Source organism: Chloroflexus sp., from assembly GCF_034432675.1.
GTDB lineage: Bacteria > Chloroflexota > Chloroflexia > Chloroflexales > Chloroflexaceae > Chloroflexus.
In genome coordinates this window covers 1-16,213 of sequence record NZ_DAOUBI010000113.1, presented here as the reverse complement: position 1 = coordinate 16,213, position 16,213 = coordinate 1, and the positions used below count along the sequence as shown (strand labels likewise).

Genomic DNA, 16,213 nt, shown 5'->3' with positions numbered 1-16,213 from the left:
TGTCGCGTAGTTTGGAGTGCGGCAGCCATGCTGCCGCGCCAGCCGTACACACGATCCGGCGCGTGGTCTGCCGTTCCCCATTCTGGTCACGGGGATGCTGGATGTGCTCGTGCCGATCAGCGAGTTGTTCCGGCATGCATGCGCTACCTGCGCGTAGATGTGTTCGCACCAGCGGTCACGGCCAGCATCTGCTGGCTATGGCGAGGATGCCGGCACGTGGGCTGGCAGCCCGTGTCACGGGGAGTGCTTACATCCTGGCCTAACGCAGCGTGACATGCGGGTAATGCATAGCCGCCCCCAGCGGGGTCAGGCTGGGGTGGGGGCGTGTCGCATCACTAAGAGTAGCGCCAGCGCATCCCGCTTGCTCCCTATCATCCTTGCGCTGCATTTGCGTGCGGATGGCCTGAACCAGTCATATCAAATCCGGTTTAGTCGAAGCCATCGCTCGTGATGGAGGCTGACTGCCAGGCTGAACAGTACGATGTTGCACGCAACACCGGATGGCGTAACCGCATGCACGATGTGGGCAGCAGCCAGTTCTTGTAGACGGGCTATGTCACGCCTCACAGGAGCAATCCGTGGTATACCCATCCTCTGCGTCCTCCGTGTCTCCGTGGTGATATAAGGTAGCAACTTGGGTTATTCAGGATTTGACCCCTCTCGCCGGTTTGGTGTGCGGAAGCTATGCTGTATCTCTCCCTCATGGCCTCCAGCCAATCGGTAGCACGTTGCAACTTATCTGCCTTTTGACTCGTACAGATCGTAGGGTTGTAGAAGCGGGATCGGCGTGCTACAATGCAGACAGCATCTCATCTCCGGATACGTATCTCTACAGCCAGGGTCTGTTTCATATCGCAACTAAAGGAGGAGCGTCCATGTCCATTCTCGGTCGAATTAAAGATCTGATCAGTGCCAACATTAACGCCATGCTCGACAAAGCGGAGGATCCGGAGAAGATGGCGAACGAGTACCTGCGCCAGTTAACGAACGAGCTATACGAGGCGCGAACGGGGGTTGCCCAGGCAATGGCTGATGAAACCCGCCTCGAACAGCGGCGTATTGCTGCAGAAGGTGAGGCCGAGCAGTGGCAAATTAAGGCTGAGCGTGCGTTGCGTGCCGGTGACGAAGCGTTAGCTAAAGCCGCACTGGCGCGTAAGGTGCAGGCGCAGAAACTGGCTGAGCAATACCGTGCTCAGGAAAAGGCTCAGGAAGAGCAGGTGGAAGCCCTCCAGCAGGCATTGATTGACCTCGAAACCCGGATCGCCGAAGTTAAGGCACGCAAAGAGTTGATTATCGCCAAGAAGAACCGTGCTCAGACCCAAGAGGCACTTCAGCGCACGGCGGCTTCGATTGGCCGGGTCAGTGCCCTGGATAAGCTCGATCAGCTTGAAGAAAAGGTGGATGACCGCCTGGCCCGCGCCGAAGCAATGGCGAAACTGGAAGGGGACTCGCTTGAAGCACGCTTCCGTAATCTGGAGAAGGAGACCGAGGTAGATAGCGAGTTGGCTGAGCTTAAGCGTAAGCTCGGTTTGAGCTGATTGATCTACGTCTCCAATGTACCTGGTAATGGGGCGGGCTGATGTTCGCCCCATTGCTACAACTTATACCGCCGGCTCGTAACAGGTCCGGCAACGCGCTTCGTACATGTCAAGCCCTCCCACCACAATGGTGGGCGCATCGGCGGGTGCCGGTTTGCCGTCAATTAATCGTTGCGACCGGGTTGCGTAGGCGCCACACTTCACACAAATGGCGTACAGCTTGTCTACCTGTTCAGCGAGTGCCAGCAGATGCATCATAGCCGGAAATGGTTCGGCGCGATAATTCAGATCAAGGCCGGCTACAATCACTCGCACACCGCGGTTGGCCAGCCATTGACACCCACGTACCATTTCGGCCGGATCATCATCAAAGAGGTGCAATTCATCAATGGCCACAACCTGGGCATCCTGGGCATGGGCCAGAATGTCCTTCATGGTCGCCACTGTGATTGCCTCGAGCCGGCTCCCGCTATGGCTCGCCACCTGCCCCTCGGCATAGCGCGTATCCATACGCGGTGTGAAGATGCGGTACGACTGGCGGGCAATTCGTACCTGACGCATTCGCCGAATGAGTTCCTCGGTCTTCCCGCTGTACATACAGCCGCAAATCACCTCGATGCGGCCACCATCGCTTGGGCGAGTCATCACTCCTCCTGAAATTGTAGTATTTTATAGGCAGTGTTGCCCATCAATTTGCGGAGTATACCACACCATGTCACGACAGACAGAAGACGAACGATTGTTGCACACCGATCCCTACCGGCAGGTTCACGATTTTACCCATACGGATACCTGGCGGGTTTTGCGCATTATGGGTGAATTTGTTGAGGGTTTCGAGAATATGGCCGGCCTGGGGCCTGCCGTCTCGATCTTTGGCTCGGCCCGCATTCCACCGGCATCGCCAATCTACGCTGCGGCTGCCGAAACGGCCCGCCTGCTGGCCCAGGCCGGGTTTACGATCATTACCGGTGGTGGCCCCGGTCTGATGGAAGCGGCGAATAAGGGCGCGCGTGCCGGGGGTGGCCGCTCGGTTGGGTGTACGATTGAATTGCCATTTGAAACCGGTGCCAATCCTTTTGTTGATCTCGAAGTGCGTTTTCGCTATTTCTTCATTCGCAAAATCATGTTTGTTAAGTATGCTCAAGCATTTGTGATCTTTCCCGGTGGTTTTGGTACCCTTGACGAGTTGTTTGAAGCGTTAACGCTCATTCAAACCGGAAAAATTCACGACTTTCCGGTTATTCTGTATGGCTCCGATTTCTGGCAGGGGATGCTTGATTGGGCACGCAATACTCTGCTTGCCCATGGCACGATTGCCCAAACTGATATTGATCGGTTACTGATCTGCGATGACCCTCAACAGATTTGCGCGCATGTTGTGCAGTCGTACCAGCATCGACACGGCAAGCGAGGAACTGAACCGTGGACACACTAATCTGGCCGGCCAGTGCTGAGCTGTGTGCGCTGTTGCTCCGCTACTATCGGGGGGAAGCGGGGCTATGGGGCGAGATTATGGCCTGTGTTGATCGAGAACTGGCCCGCTGGCAATTGCCGCCGGCGCCGCGCCATGTTCGTTTCCGGCGTACCGCCGACGGCTATCTGGTAGAGGTGAGATCGGCTGACGGATTCCAGGTTTGATGCAAATCTGCTCAATAATGCAGGGGCGGCCAATCAGTCGCCCCTAGGATTGGCTGTAACCTCACCACCGGTACGCTACCCCCGTTCGACATACTGGCGGCGGTAGTATTCCAGATACTCCCCTGATTTAATCGGTCGCCACCAGGCTTCGTTCTCAACAAACCAGCGTACCGTCTTTTCAAGCGCTTCGTCGAAGGTATGGCGTGAACGCCAGCCTAATGCGCGTAATTTGGAGCAATCGAGCGCATAGCGCCGATCATGACCGGCGCGGTCGGTGACGTGTTGAATAAGACTGTACGGCTTGCCGAGAATATCGAGAATCTTGCGGGCCATTTCGATATTGGGCGTTTCGACCTCGGTGCCCACATTGTACACTTCCCCAATCTGACCCTTGTGCAGCACGAGATCAATCGCTTCGCAATGGTCGAGGACGTATTGATAATCGCGCACTTGCAGGCCATCGCCATAGATCGGCAGGGGCAGATTGTCAATCGCGTTGGTGGTGAAGAGTGGTACCGCCTTTTCCGGGTAGTGGTACGGCCCAATATTGTTCGAGCCGCGTGTAATCGTCATTGGTACGCCATAGGTGATGTAGTAGGCGTACACCAGATGCTCAGCCCCAGCCTTGCTGGCCGAATAGGGGCTGCGCGGTTCGAGCGGATCACCCTCGCGTGACCGGCGCGGTGCCGGGATAGCGCCGTACACCTCGTCGGTACTGATCTGGTGAAATCGCTCAAGCTGGAACTCGCGGGCCACTTCGAGTAAGGCCCAGGTGCCGTTGACGTTCGTGCGCACGACGGCATCAGGGGCCATGATCGACCGATCAACGTGCGTTTCGGCAGCAAAGTTGACGATGGTGTCGATGTTGTACGCACGTACAGCCTGCCGTACTGCATCAATATCACAAATATCGCCCTGTACAAAGGCAAAGCGTGGATCATTGGCAACCGGGGCCAGGTTAGCCAGATTACCGGCATATGTCAGCTTGTCGTACACCACAATCCGGTAATCATCATATTTGCCAAGCGTATAGTGGACAAAGTTACTGCCAATGAAGCCGGCTCCGCCGGTAACGAGCAGATTCCGCATAGGACGGCCTGTTCCTTTCATATACCAGAATGATGACCTGCAACATCCTGCGAGCGTTCGGTATACCCGTAATTGGGTTATAGCATACCGGATACGCCGCACGATGACAACAACAGGCCATCATATTACATTTCAGTAAAGATACGGTTCTTGGCCCGCGACTCGGCGGCCATACGCTCTTTGTATGCCTGTACACGCGCTAAGAGTTCTGGATCGGCACTCGCCAGAATCTGGACGGCCAGTAAACCGGCGTTGCGCCCGTTCCCAATCGCGACTGTAGCTACCGGCACTCCCGCCGGCATCTGCACAATCGAGAGTAACGAGTCGAGACCGTTGAGGGCCTTGCTGGGGACAGGTACCCCGATCACGGGCAAAGGTGAGTGCGCCGCAATCATGCCGGGTAAATGGGCCGCTCCACCGGCACCGGCAATGATCACCCGAATACCGCGTTGGTGGGCTGTCATGCCATATTCGGCCATATCGAGCGGGGTGCGATGGGCCGAGACAACCCGTGCTTCGTAGGTGATGGCGAATTCGCGACAGACATCAATTGCGCCCTGCATGGTTGGCAGGTCGCTGTCGCTGCCCATAATAATGCCTACTAATGGATGATCTGTCATCGCTCGTTCCTTATCCGCGAGAAATGCTGTATCTGGCCCAGAACGATTAATCATTGATGCCCGTCCGGCATCGTCACTAGCGCCGCAGCCTGACGGGCAATGGCCTCCGCTTCGGCCAGTGTTGACCCAAGCGCAGTGACGTGCCCCATCTTACGTCCGATGCGCTCCTCGCGCTTTCCGTAAAAGTGTATATGGGCACCGGGTACGGCCAACGCTGCGGTGATCGCCGTTGGGGTGATCGGCCCATTACGACGGCCAAGCAGGTTGACCATCACCGCTGCCGGTGAGCGGAGTGCGGTTGCTCCCAACGGCCATCCGGCAACAGCGCGCAGGTGGTTCTCAAATTGCGAGGTTACGCACGCTTCAATCGTGTAGTGACCAGAGTTGTGGGGACGGGGCGCTAATTCATTGATCAGCACCTGACCATCGGCCAGGGCAAACAACTCAACCCCAAAAATACCAACTCCATCAACAGCCTGAACAGCCGCTACGGCCAGATCGGTTGCTAGTGCAGCCAGCTTTGCCTCAATCGGGGCTGGTGCCCGGACAATGTGGCAAATGTGGTTTTGCTGTACCGTCTCTACCACAGGATAGGAGACGATGGTGCCATCGCGCCCACGCACCACCATCACTGCCAGTTCACACGTAAAAGGCACCCACGCCTCCACCAGCAATGGACTACCACCACGGGAAAGCCGCTCCCATGCCGGCAGGACATCTTCTGCTGTGTGGAGCGTCGCATTGCCATAGCCATCATACCCGTTACGACGTGTCTTGAGCATGAGCGGCCAGCCGAACGCTTGTGCCGCAGTGAGGACTTCATCCGGGGTCGCAACCGATCGAAACAGTGGTATAGCTAGACCAGCAGCGGCTAGTCGTTCTTTCTGCCACAATTTATCCTGCACCACTGCTACGGTTGCCGGTGTCGGCCAGACCGGTATACCCTGGGCGACTACCCGTTCGAGCAGGCTGGCATCGATAAACTCATTTTCCAACGTCACAATATCGCACTGATGGGCAAATGTGGTCAATACCGTCGCGTCCTCCCACGGGCCGACGATTGCGTGTTGGGTATAGTGCGCAGCGGGACTATCCGCAACACGTTCGCAGATCACGATCTCAATGCCCAGCGAAATTGCTGCCTGGATCAACATTTGGGCCAGTTGTCCACCACCGAAAATACCAATACGCATATGGTTGTTTATTGTCAGAGCGTTACGGATTCTCAATCGTCACGAGACGCTACATCGGGTATAGTACCCTCAGAAGAGCGGATGTGCAAGCTGCCGGTAACGTCACAACTTCCGTTATAATACGAGAGAGATATTAAACCAGATCAAGGAGCTTTGTCGTATGTCGATATCTTCGCGTAGCAATCGTCGTCGCTCAAATCAGCGTCCTGGCCCGGTAAGACGCCCGGTTGTGCGTTCGATTGAGCCGCCTGATCACAGTCGTGAGTATGCCGATGTACGCCGTGATCTGTTCTGGATCACCGTGTGGGGTGGGCTACTCATAATTGGGATGATAGCCGCTTCATTTGTATTGTAGATATGTCCGAAATCAATGAACGTGTGCGGAGCAAAGCTGCTCGCCTCCGTCGCATTGAACATCAACTCTACAACACCCCCGATGGGCTGAGTGTGGTTGATCTGGCTCGACTATGTGGTGTCAATCGGCGCACCATCTATCGCGATCTTGACATCCTGAGCGAGAGTGGTGCGCCGATCTGGCAGCACAACGGTAAATATGGGATCGACCGCAACGCCTATCTGGCAACGATCCGTCTAAACCTCAACGAAGCCGTTGCTCTGTTCTTTGCTGCTCGCCTCCTGAGCCATCACAGCGACGAACACAATCCCCATATTGTCTCGGCTCTCGATCAACTGGCTGCCGGTCTCCCCGATCAGACGATTGCCGGTCATATCGCTCGCCTTGCCAACCTCGTTCGCGAACGGCCACCCAGTCCGCGTTATGTCGAAATTCTCGAACGATTGACACGAGCGTGGGCTGATCGGCGTATGGTGCGGATTCGCTATCGAGCGCCCAACCGACCTACAACTGAACGCGATATTGCCCCTTATTTTCTTGAAGTTGTGCGCATGACACCGGGTCTGTACGTCATAGGGTATGATCGTCTCCGTAATGATGTGCGTACCTTCAAGGTCGAGCGAATCGAATACGCCGAGTTACTCGACGAGCATTACCACATTCCTGAAGGCTTCGATCCATACGATCACCTGGCGCGGGCATGGGCCGTTATGAGCGAAGCTGAGGTCACGATTCATCTGCGTTTTACCCCTCAGGTTGCACCACGCATTCGCGAAAATCGCTGGCACCATAGCCAGCAGCTCATCGACAACGCTGATGGTGGTTGTGATCTTCACCTCACTGTCGGCGGTATTCGCGAGATTCTGAGTTGGGTCTTGAGTTGGGGTGCTGACGTTGAGGTATTGGCGCCAGCAGAATTGCGCAACGAAGTGATCAACCACGCCCGTCAGATGCTGGCAAGTTATGGGTGATCAGGCTGTCCAGGCCAAAGAGTCTACCGGCGCTGATACTGCTTCCCCTCTTGAGTGAACTGTGCAGGCGTAGAAGCTGTGTCGGACCTCCATGGATCGACCACCGACTTGTCTGCCTTCCATGAGTTGTGATACATGTGTGTATTGTCTGGAGTACGGTAGCCATGCTTCCTTACCCGATGTGCTCAGTGTCGGGTGAATGTGGTACCGGTTCATAACAAAGCTGGTAGTACAGGAATCACGGTACGATGTCAAAACCACTCTCAGTCTCGGAGACGCTCAATCAACGGCGGGATACTTCAGTGTGGGAAGCTTCCTATCTTTGAGCAAGAGCAGGTATGGATCAGGAAGTCGCTTCTTTCATGCGCTGCTCTGACAACGTTGCGTGCAGTAGTGGCAAAGGGGAACGGTGAGAGTGTTGGGTTGAACGAACGACTCAACCACGACGCCTGTGCTTGTACACCATTTTTTCGCCGACGAGCAACGGGCAAACGATGAATGAGTCCGGCAAAAAGGGTTTATGCTCATAAAGGCACGAAGCCGCAGAACCGCGAAGTCTCCCCTTCTTGTGTGTCTTAGCGTCTTTGTGTCTTCGTGAGTGAACAAGTTTTTCGCAGTAAAGTCATGAACGAAAAAGGTCGGCGAAAAGCCGACCTTACCGAACGCAAGCGAACCGATAGCCTACTCGGCATCTTCACCATAAATCTCTTTAAGCAGGCTCTTCTTTTCCGGCTGAGTACGAGCTGCCCGCCGGCTCTCACGCTCATTCTGGCGTTCTTGCGCCACATTCAACCGCCGCATAAAGCGGTCAACCTGGCCGGCAGTATCGACAATCCGCTGCTCGCCGGTGTAGAACGGATGGCAATTGGCGCAAATCTCAACTCGCAGATTGGGGCGGGTGGAACCAATCTTCCAGACCGTCCCACAGGTTGCGCACACAATGCCATCAGTGTAATACTTGGGATGAATACCCTGTTTCACGACACGTCCTCTCTAATGAGCAGTTTCTGCGGCAGTAACTGGGATCACGCTCACCATCTTCTGGGTGCGTGAATAGTGGCCGAACTGCACGACGCCATCAACAAGCGCGTACAGAGTCCAGTCACGACCTACCCCAACATTCTCACCCGGCTTAACTTTGGTGCCACACTGGCGGACGATAATGTTTCCGGCGCGAACATATTCGCCGCCAAAGCGCTTGACACCGCGCATTTTTGGATTGCTATCGCGTCCGTTACGCGAGCTACCTACACCTTTTTTGTGGGCCATCGTTCAAGCTCCTCTCAGGCGACGATCTCGCTAATCCGAATTTTAGTGTAGCGCTGGCGATGACCGGTGCGCCGGCGATAGCGGGTCTTGTTGCGGTAGCGGAAGACAACGATCTTGTCGCCCTTCTGCTCTCCCAATACTTCTGCCCGCACCACAGCACCTTCGACCAGCGGCGAGCCGACCTTGACCTGTTCCGCGTCGCCCACCAAAAGCACCTCCCCCAGCTCGATCTGGCTACCCGGTTCGGCGCTGATCAGGTCGATGGTCAGGACTTGGCCCGGCTCGACACGGTATTGCATGCCTCGGTCACGAATAATTGCATACACGGTCTTCTTCTCCTTGGGGCGACGCTATCCTAGCGTCGAGACAACATGAAAACAGAGCGGTTGCACCGCCCTTTGCCTTGCGTAGTATAGCAAAGGGTGTGCTCAGTGTCAAACAGCACCGTCTGCTATTCACTGTGAGCGATACGGGCCATCTCTTCACAGGCACGTAGGGCAGCAATCCGCGCCCAACCGAGCGAAGCGTTGGCACCAATGGCCAGCAGCAGAATCAGATCAGCAACAGAAGCCATAATGATATTTTGATCCTGCCCTTCGTGAATCACCAGATGACCAGGCCGCTGTTGCCCCAGATGGCGGCCAATCTCGGCCAGGGCCAGCGTGTTACCGGCTGCCAGTGCGGCAACAACCGTCACGTTAATATCACGTCGGCGACTCCAGTGGCTGAGAACCAGCCCACTCATATCGGCCAGAATCGCACATTGGACATCCGGCGCCAGGGCCAGGTCTTTCAGCGATTGGCGCATACGCTCAAGTTGCGCTTCGGAATAACTACGTCCGCTACGGCCACTCTGATGCGGCGTGAGGCGCATTGCCACGTTCGATGATCCGGCTGATGCTGACTGCGCCGGTTGCCGGGAACGGAGCATCGCCAGTCGTTGACTGAAGCGACTGCCACCGGAAGTCTCCCCCGTCGGGGCTTCGGAACGGCTTGCCGCAGCTGGCTTGATCGGATCGAGAAGGGTCGTTGCTGCCAGCCGTAATTGTTCGGCGGTGGCCGGTTTAGGCAAAACATAGTCGATTTGCAACTCTGCTTTCAGTTGCGGTGACAAATCATCTGGGCTAATGGTAAAGACAACTACCGCTGTAGCTGGATCAAGCTGGCGTACCCGCTGAATGAGTTCGATCCCGCTCATACCTGGCATCTTCACGTCGGTCAACAACAGATCGACCGGTTGCCGGGAGATGTGGAGGAGAGCTGCTTCCGCCGAGGATACATCACTTACCTCATACGGTGTGTCCTCAGTGAGAGCGAGTGATACCAGCCGGCGAATATTCGGATCATCATCAACAACTAAAATGCGCTTAGGCATAACCGCTCCGGCGAACGCAACGCCGCGCCTTGAGGCGCGGCGGCGGCATAGACGTCGTGCATCCTATAGTATAGCCGGTTTATGGTGATTTTGTCGTCAGGTCAAAGGTACTAATTTGATGAAGAATTTGTTATATGCAGCTTCCTTGTGGATGCAACTGCGCACTCGCTTGCGACGTGCTTTTGCGCTGACGTGAAGAATTTGTTATATGCAGCTTCCTTGTGGATGCAACCCTATTCTGGCATCACGATCCTAATATGCAGCTCTTTCAACTGCCGCTCATCCACCGGCGATGGTGCATTCGTCATCAAATCAACCGCTTGCTGGGTTTTGGGGAAGGCCATCACTTCGCGAATGGTCGGTTCATCGGCCAGAATCATCACCAGGCGATCAATGCCGGGGGCAATGCCACCATGGGGAGGTGCACCGTATTCAAACGCTTCAAGCATGTGCCCAAACTGCGCCTGGGCCTGCTCTTCACTAATCCCCAGCAGCGCGAAGATCTGTTGCTGAACATCGCGGCGATGAATACGGATGCTGCCGCCACCAGCTTCGTAGCCGTTGAGGATGAGATCGTAAGCCTTCGCCCGTACCTTGCCGGGATCGGTTGCCAGCAGGTGCATGTCTTCATCTTTGGGTGCCGTAAATGGATGGTGAACGGCATCCCAACGCTGCTCGTCTTCATTCCATTCCACCAGCGGGAAGTCAACGATCCAGGCGAAGCAGAGCGTATTCGGATCGGCCAGTTGCAGCCGTTCGGCCAGGTTGCGACGCAGTTTGTCGAGCGAAGCGGCAACGACTGCCGGTTGATCGGCGACGATTAAGAGCAGATCGCCGGCTTCAGCCTGCATCCGTTCGACGATAGCAGCAAACTCGCCGGGTGCCAGGTTTTTGGCAAAGCTCGACCGTACCTCGCTACCATCTGCCGGTAATACTGCCCAGGCCAACCCTTTAGCGCCACCAGCCCTCACCACATCGGTCAACTCATCAATCTGCTTGCGCGAGAAGTGGGCACAGCCCGGTGCCCGAATACCTTTGATCTGCCCACCACTGTTCAACACATTGCGAAAGACCTGGAATGGTGTCTCGATCAGCAGATCGCTCAGGTTGACCAGCTCCAAACCGTAGCGCAGGTCTGGTTTGTCCGAGCCGTAGCGCTCCATTGCTTCCGCATACGACAACCGCCGAAAGGGTGTGGGCAGATGTTTGTGGGGGACGACGGTGCGACAGAGGGCGGTGAACATGCGCTCGATCAGATCAAGCACATCGTCTTGATCGACGAAGCTCATCTCCATGTCGAGCTGCGTGAATTCCGGTTGCCGGTCGGCGCGCTGGTCTTCGTCACGAAAACAACGGGCAATCTGAAAATATTTGTCGTAACCGGCAACCATCAACAGTTGCTTCAGTTGCTGTGGGCTTTGCGGCAGGGCGTAGAACTTGCCCGGATGCAACCGCGACGGCACCAGGTAGTCACGTGCACCTTCCGGGGTTGATTTGATCAAGATTGGTGTCTCAATTTCAAGAAAACCTTCCGCATCGAGGAAGTCACGAATGAATTTGACGACGCGATGGCGTAAGATCAGGTTGCGCTGCATCCGTTCGCGCCGTAGATCGAGATACCGGTACTTCAATCGCACCGACTCGTCTTCACCACCCTCTTTAGCAATATAAATGGGTGGTGTGCGGGCCGGATTCAGCACCTGTGCTTCCGACGCTTCCAGCTCGATCTCGCCAGTAGTCAGGTCAGGATTCACCGCCTCTGGAGGGCGAATCCGTACCTTCCCGCGAACCTGGAGCACATATTCCGAGCGAACAGTTTCGGCAACCTCGTGGGCGGTTGGATGGGCGCTGTTGAAAACAACCTGCGTGATCCCATAGCGATCACGCAGGTCGATGAAGATGATATCGCCGTGGTCGCGCCGACGATGAACCCAGCCGGCCAGCGTCACCTCCTGACCGGCGTGTGCCGGACGTAACTCACCACAGGTATGTGAACGGTACATAGACTCTCCTGCCGAATTGAAAGCAGCATTGCTTGCTTAGCCGTCGCATTATAACACAGGCATTCAGGTCTCTTATATGCCAGTCTCATCGATCAATTGGTTCAACCAGGCAGTTGTATTGCCGGCAGGTAACTGTTGGAGCGCATGCCGGGCTGCGTTTTGTTGTTCAATAAGTGCGGCACGTGCTTTCGGTAGCCCGTGGTTGCGAATCAGCGGTAAGACGGCGGCAATCGTTGCTGGAGTGGGATGATCAAATACCGCTTGTACTTCTGGGGCCAGCGGTTCAGTGGCCGCAAACAGGAGTGCCAGCGGAATATTACCCGCCTGTAACAGAGTGCCATCCGCTTCCAGATCGCGAATTTCGGTCGCCAGCCGCCGTGCCAGTCCCAGGTGCATGCCAAAACGTGTCGCCGGCTCAAGCAGTGTGTCCGGGAGATCGCCACACAATATTCCGGCCTGGGCTGCCGCAGCCAGCAATGCCCCTGATAGCGCTTCAGTGCGCTGCCAGTAGGTGGCCAGGGCTGTCTCCGGCGGGGTCAGGCTGGTAATGGTGATCAACTGCCCTTCACAAACCTGCATGACTGCCTGTGAATAGAGACTGATAATCCGTGGATCAGGGCTGCGTGCCATTTCGCCGGCAGCCAGGGCAAAGAGGTAGTCACCTATCATCAGGACGACACCATGATCCCACGATCCGTTCGCTCCGTGACCCGTCCGTCGGGCGTGTTCATCAATCAAGGTGTCATGCGCACGGGTTGCTGCTTCAATCAATTCAACGGCGGCAGCCGCATGGACTACCTGTGCGTCGGTGTAGTTTCCCAACCGGGCAACCGCCAGCACAACGAGTGCCCGTAACCGATCTGTTGCATCGGTAACTACGTGTGGATTAACCATTGCAATAACGCTATAGCGCGCTCGCATCCGCTCTTGAAGAATCTGCTCAACCCGCAACAGATCGTGATGCAATTCTGATGGGATAGCGAAGGTCATGGTTTGTCACTTTAGCTATGTTTTATCGCCCATTACTAGGAAAGATACGCTATCCCTGTACCACTGTCAACCGCGCCTGGTGCAGGGCCGATCCACGTTTGCCAGATGAGAAAATCGCCCTAGTGTCAGGTGTCTCATATATTCCGCTCACGATAGTATCTCTTGCTTTCAGTCTGCCGGTATGGCAGCGAGGAGTGCTGACAACCATCGCCAGTACCATCACTCGTTGGATTGGTTGCCTGGCCTGCTCATCATGCACGTGTCGCGGCGTTTGGAGTGCGGCAGCCATGCTGCTGCACCAGCCGTACTCATGATCCAGCGCGTGTCATGCCGTTCACCCGACTGGTCACGGGGAAGCTGTGTGGGATCGTCACGATTGGAGCGAATGTGATAACTTCCTGGCGTGCAGAAGTCATTGTTCTGCATACCCCCTACCAGACGTATGCCGAACCCTCTCCCCATCGGTCGTTGTTGATCCGACCTCATTGTCATCGTATAGCTTTTCACAAATGCACATGATCTGCTCAATGTGCTGCTCGGTACCATCTGGTGGCTATGTCGTCATATGTGATATGATGGCGTAGCATATACCATCATTCATGTCTGTCTCAGATAAGTATTACTGCATAGCCCAAATCCGTGTGGAATTCGTAGCAGTAACGGAGATAAATGTATCGCTTTTTCATCTGAAACGGAGGTCAATCGTGGTGCTCAACCCCACCCGTATCGGAAAGGCTATCGGCATTACCGCCGGCGCACTTGCGGCGTTGGCCGGTATTGGGGCGATCACAGCGTTACGCCGTCCTCTTCCCCGTACCAACGGTCGTGTCAGGCTACCCGGCCTACGCGCAGCGGTTGAAGTACGTCGTGACCGCTGGGGTATTCCTCATATCTACGCCGAACACAACGAAGACCTCTTCTGTGCGCTTGGCTATGTTCACGCCCAGGATCGTCTCTGGCAAATGGAGCTGCACCGCCGGATCGGGCATGGTCGCCTAGCAGAGATTGTTGGGCCGGCAGCCCTCGGTTCTGACCGTTTCATTCGCACCCTGGGCTTTAGCCGCTTGGTGCAGCGCGAAGTCTCGCTGCTCGATGACGAGACGGCGACCCTGATGACCGCCTATCTGTGCGGCGTGAATGCCTGTATCGATCAGAGCAGGAACCGCTTACCACTCGAATTTACCATCCTCGGCATTCAGCCCCAACCGTGGGAATTGACCGATTTGCTGGTCTGGCCGAAAATGATGGCCCTCACGCTGTCGAGTAACTGGATGCAAGAGTTGCTGCAGGCGCAGATTGTTGCTCTGGTTGGAATAGAGCGAGCGATGGCGTTACGGCCTCGTTATCCAGAGGATGGCCCATTGACGGTACCAGCGAGTGCCAACTATACCCCTGACCTCGGTGCGGCTGCGCTGCAGTTGGCCAGTGACGCGGCCCTCTTCACCGGTGAAAATGAGACGCCACAGGGTTCTAATGCCTGGGTTGTCTCCGGGCAACGTACAACGAGCGGTCGCCCGTTGTTAGCGAATGATCCCCATCTCAACCTTTCGCTCCCCAACCTCTGGTATCAGGTTCACCTGGAGGGCGGTAATTTTCATGTGGCGGGGGTAACGATTCCGGCTACCTGTGGCGTGATTATTGGCCACAACCGTCGCATTGCCTGGGGCTTCACGAACGCTCGTGTCGATAATCAGGATCTCTTTATCGAGCAGTTTGATGCCGGCGATCCACTGCGGTATCGCTGGCGCGACGAGTGGCTGACTGCCGAGGTGGTACGCGAGACGATTCACGTCAAGGGTCAGCCTGAACCCACGGTGATCGATGTCCGGATCACGCATCATGGCCCGATCATTGATCCGGTGGCCGGTGCGTTGCGCGGGGAACCACCCACCACCGATACCACGACCCAAGCGCTCGCACTGCGCTGGACCGCCCTTGATCCATCGCCAACCCTCATGCGAGCTGTGATCAGGCTCAACCGCGCTCAGAACTGGGATGAATTTCGGGCTGCCTTGCAGGACTGGGAGGTTCCTCCGCAGAATGTAGTCTATGCCGACATCGAAGGTCATATTGGCTACTGTCTGGCCGGGCGTCTACCGATTCGCCGGCAGAGCGATGGTTCGTTACCAGTACCCGGCTGGAGCGGCGAGTACGAATGGGCAGGCTACATTCCGTTTGTCGAATTGCCCAGCCAGCTCGATCCGCCGGCTGGTGCTCTGGTCACTGCCAACCACCGGATTATCGATGAGCGCTACCCGACCAGCGCTCCGATCCGTGGTCTCTGGCTCAATCCCTATCGCGCCCGGCGCATTCAGGCATTGCTTGATGAACACAAACAACACGACGTGCGCAGTTTTGCCCGAATCCAGGGTGATGTGGTCTCGTTGCCTGGCAAGGTCCTGGTCGAACAGGTCGCTCGCTTACAGCTCGAACCCGGCATGGAGCAGCGGGTTCGCGATCTGTTTGTCACCTGGGATGGTCACCTGCATCCCGAAAGCGTCGGTGGAGCGATCTATGAGGGGCTACGCTACCACTTGCTGCGCATTGTGTACCAGGAAATCAGCGATCTATTTCAGGCACCGGCTGCACTGGGGTCTTTCAGCGTTCTGCCGGCCAACATCTATCTCGAATGTGCCTTACCAACCGTACTGGCTCGTATGGCTAGCCAGCCACTCGACCAGCCCGATGAATGGCTGGGTCAGGGCCGCAGTTGGGGCGGTGTCTTGCGGGCGGCACTGGGGCGGACCGTGGCTGAACTTACCGAACGGCTCGGCGATGACCCCAACCGCTGGCAGTATGGCCGCTTACACACCCTGACCCTCCGCCATCCCCTGGGCAGTGTGCCGGCGCTTACCCCGCTCTTCAATCGAGGGCCGTGGCCAATAGGTGGCGATCTCGATACCGTCAACCACTGCTACCTGCCACGCGATAATGCCGGCATGAAAATCACCAATGGGGTGTCGGTACGCTTCATTTTTGATCTAAACGACTGGGATAACTCGCGTGCTATTCTTCCCGGCGGGCAAAGCGGCCATCCGGCCAGCCCGCACTACGCCGATATGATTGCAGCCTGGCGGGCGGGTGCGTATCATCCGCTCTTATGGAGCCGCCCGGCGGTTGAACGCCATTCGACACAGGTGCTGACCTTGCTCACCGACTAAGGACATCTGTG

The 16,213-nt window shown here is 56.2% G+C and carries 16 protein-coding genes; 6 read left to right on the top strand and 10 right to left on the bottom strand.

The features are described 5' to 3' along the window. The first annotated feature begins 875 nt into the window (after positions 1–875). The gene (locus VAE55_RS08440) at positions 876–1,538 is read left to right on the top strand and encodes a PspA/IM30 family protein (RefSeq protein ID WP_066784737.1); all 663 of its coding nucleotides are present in this window, start codon (positions 876–878) and stop codon (positions 1,536–1,538) included. Between the two features lie 63 nt (positions 1,539–1,601). Here the strand turns inward: VAE55_RS08440 and VAE55_RS08435 are convergent, their stop codons facing one another. Continuing rightward, the gene (locus VAE55_RS08435) at positions 1,602–2,183 is read right to left on the bottom strand and encodes a thymidine kinase (RefSeq protein WP_322815348.1); all 582 of its coding nucleotides are present in this window, start codon (positions 2,181–2,183) and stop codon (positions 1,602–1,604) included. A gap of 67 nt (positions 2,184–2,250) precedes the next feature. Between VAE55_RS08435 and VAE55_RS08430 the strand changes: the two genes are divergently transcribed. Together VAE55_RS08430 and VAE55_RS08425 are read left to right on the top strand one after the other, a co-directional pair. Continuing rightward, on the top strand, positions 2,251–2,973 hold the full coding sequence (locus VAE55_RS08430; RefSeq protein WP_322815347.1) for a TIGR00730 family Rossman fold protein: 723 nt from the start codon (positions 2,251–2,253) through the stop codon (positions 2,971–2,973). Continuing rightward, a complete protein-coding gene (locus tag VAE55_RS08425) occupies positions 2,961–3,176 on the top strand; it encodes a hypothetical protein (RefSeq protein ID WP_322815346.1) in 216 nt (71 codons plus the stop codon). The genes VAE55_RS08430 and VAE55_RS08425 overlap by 13 nt, the downstream gene beginning before the upstream one ends. Before the next feature lie 75 nt (positions 3,177–3,251). Here the strand turns inward: VAE55_RS08425 and rfbB are convergent, their stop codons facing one another. From rfbB to VAE55_RS08410, 3 genes are all read right to left on the bottom strand, one after another. Then, positions 3,252–4,265: a dTDP-glucose 4,6-dehydratase gene (gene rfbB, locus VAE55_RS08420; RefSeq protein ID WP_322815345.1), complete on the bottom strand. Its 1,014-nt coding sequence runs from the start codon at positions 4,263–4,265 to the stop codon at positions 3,252–3,254. A 125-nt stretch (positions 4,266–4,390) separates the two neighbouring features. Further along, positions 4,391–4,885 carry a 5-(carboxyamino)imidazole ribonucleotide mutase gene (gene purE, locus VAE55_RS08415; RefSeq protein ID WP_322815344.1) on the bottom strand — a complete coding sequence of 165 codons (495 nt, stop codon included), beginning with the start codon at positions 4,883–4,885 and terminating at the stop codon, positions 4,391–4,393. Between the two features lie 50 nt (positions 4,886–4,935). Further along, on the bottom strand, positions 4,936–6,114 hold the full coding sequence (locus VAE55_RS08410) for a 5-(carboxyamino)imidazole ribonucleotide synthase (protein WP_322815343.1): 1,179 nt from the start codon (positions 6,112–6,114) through the stop codon (positions 4,936–4,938). Positions 6,115–6,238: 124 nt separating this feature from the next. On the opposite strand from VAE55_RS08410, the gene VAE55_RS08405 reads away from it, so the two are divergent. Next, complete coding sequence (locus VAE55_RS08405) at positions 6,239–6,433, top strand: hypothetical protein (RefSeq protein WP_322815342.1); 195 nt, start codon at positions 6,239–6,241, stop codon at positions 6,431–6,433. A 2-nt stretch (positions 6,434–6,435) separates the two neighbouring features. Next, a complete protein-coding gene (locus VAE55_RS08400; RefSeq protein WP_322815341.1) occupies positions 6,436–7,404 on the top strand; it encodes a helix-turn-helix transcriptional regulator in 969 nt (322 codons plus the stop codon). A gap of 681 nt (positions 7,405–8,085) precedes the next feature. On the opposite strand, the gene rpmE is transcribed toward VAE55_RS08400, so the two are convergent. From rpmE to VAE55_RS08370, 6 genes are all read right to left on the bottom strand, one after another. Continuing rightward, positions 8,086–8,385, bottom strand: a complete 300-nt coding sequence (gene rpmE, locus VAE55_RS08395; RefSeq protein WP_322815340.1) for a 50S ribosomal protein L31 — start codon at positions 8,383–8,385, stop codon at positions 8,086–8,088. Between the two features lie 12 nt (positions 8,386–8,397). Then, a complete protein-coding gene (gene rpmA / locus VAE55_RS08390; RefSeq protein ID WP_322815339.1) occupies positions 8,398–8,673 on the bottom strand; it encodes a 50S ribosomal protein L27 in 276 nt (91 codons plus the stop codon). 14 nt (positions 8,674–8,687) lie between these two features. Continuing rightward, entirely contained in the window at positions 8,688–8,999 is a 312-nt protein-coding gene (rplU, locus tag VAE55_RS08385) for a 50S ribosomal protein L21 (protein WP_012258181.1), read from the bottom strand. Between the two features lie 125 nt (positions 9,000–9,124). After that, complete coding sequence (locus VAE55_RS08380) at positions 9,125–10,048, bottom strand: response regulator (protein WP_322815338.1); 924 nt, start codon at positions 10,046–10,048, stop codon at positions 9,125–9,127. A 233-nt stretch (positions 10,049–10,281) separates the two neighbouring features. Then, the gene (gene aspS, locus VAE55_RS08375; protein WP_322815337.1) at positions 10,282–12,051 is read right to left on the bottom strand and encodes an aspartate--tRNA ligase; all 1,770 of its coding nucleotides are present in this window, start codon (positions 12,049–12,051) and stop codon (positions 10,282–10,284) included. A gap of 72 nt (positions 12,052–12,123) precedes the next feature. Beyond that, positions 12,124–13,041: a polyprenyl synthetase family protein gene (locus VAE55_RS08370; protein WP_322815336.1), complete on the bottom strand. Its 918-nt coding sequence runs from the start codon at positions 13,039–13,041 to the stop codon at positions 12,124–12,126. A gap of 704 nt (positions 13,042–13,745) precedes the next feature. On the opposite strand from VAE55_RS08370, the gene VAE55_RS08365 reads away from it, so the two are divergent. Further along, positions 13,746–16,202, top strand: a complete 2,457-nt coding sequence (locus tag VAE55_RS08365) for a penicillin acylase family protein (RefSeq protein WP_322815335.1) — start codon at positions 13,746–13,748, stop codon at positions 16,200–16,202. The last annotated feature ends 11 nt before the right edge of the window (positions 16,203–16,213 follow it).

Excerpts from the sequence above, each read along its gene's own strand:
- VAE55_RS08440 (WP_066784737.1), top strand. The coding sequence starts at position 876 with ATGTCCATTCTCGGTCGAATTAAAGATCTGATCAGTGCCAACATTAAC.
- VAE55_RS08435 (WP_322815348.1), bottom strand. The coding sequence starts at position 2,183 with ATGACTCGCCCAAGCGATGGTGGCCGCATCGAGGTGATTTGCGGCTGT.
- VAE55_RS08430 (WP_322815347.1), top strand. The coding sequence starts at position 2,251 with ATGTCACGACAGACAGAAGACGAACGATTGTTGCACACCGATCCCTAC.
- rfbB (WP_322815345.1), bottom strand. The coding sequence starts at position 4,265 with ATGCGGAATCTGCTCGTTACCGGCGGAGCCGGCTTCATTGGCAGTAAC.
- purE (WP_322815344.1), bottom strand. The coding sequence starts at position 4,885 with ATGACAGATCATCCATTAGTAGGCATTATTATGGGCAGCGACAGCGAC.
- VAE55_RS08405 (WP_322815342.1), top strand. The coding sequence starts at position 6,239 with ATGTCGATATCTTCGCGTAGCAATCGTCGTCGCTCAAATCAGCGTCCT.
- VAE55_RS08400 (WP_322815341.1), top strand. The coding sequence starts at position 6,436 with ATGTCCGAAATCAATGAACGTGTGCGGAGCAAAGCTGCTCGCCTCCGT.
- rpmA (WP_322815339.1), bottom strand. The coding sequence starts at position 8,673 with ATGGCCCACAAAAAAGGTGTAGGTAGCTCGCGTAACGGACGCGATAGC.
- VAE55_RS08380 (WP_322815338.1), bottom strand. The coding sequence starts at position 10,048 with ATGCCTAAGCGCATTTTAGTTGTTGATGATGATCCGAATATTCGCCGG.
- aspS (WP_322815337.1), bottom strand. The coding sequence starts at position 12,051 with ATGTACCGTTCACATACCTGTGGTGAGTTACGTCCGGCACACGCCGGT.
- VAE55_RS08370 (WP_322815336.1), bottom strand. The coding sequence starts at position 13,041 with ATGACCTTCGCTATCCCATCAGAATTGCATCACGATCTGTTGCGGGTT.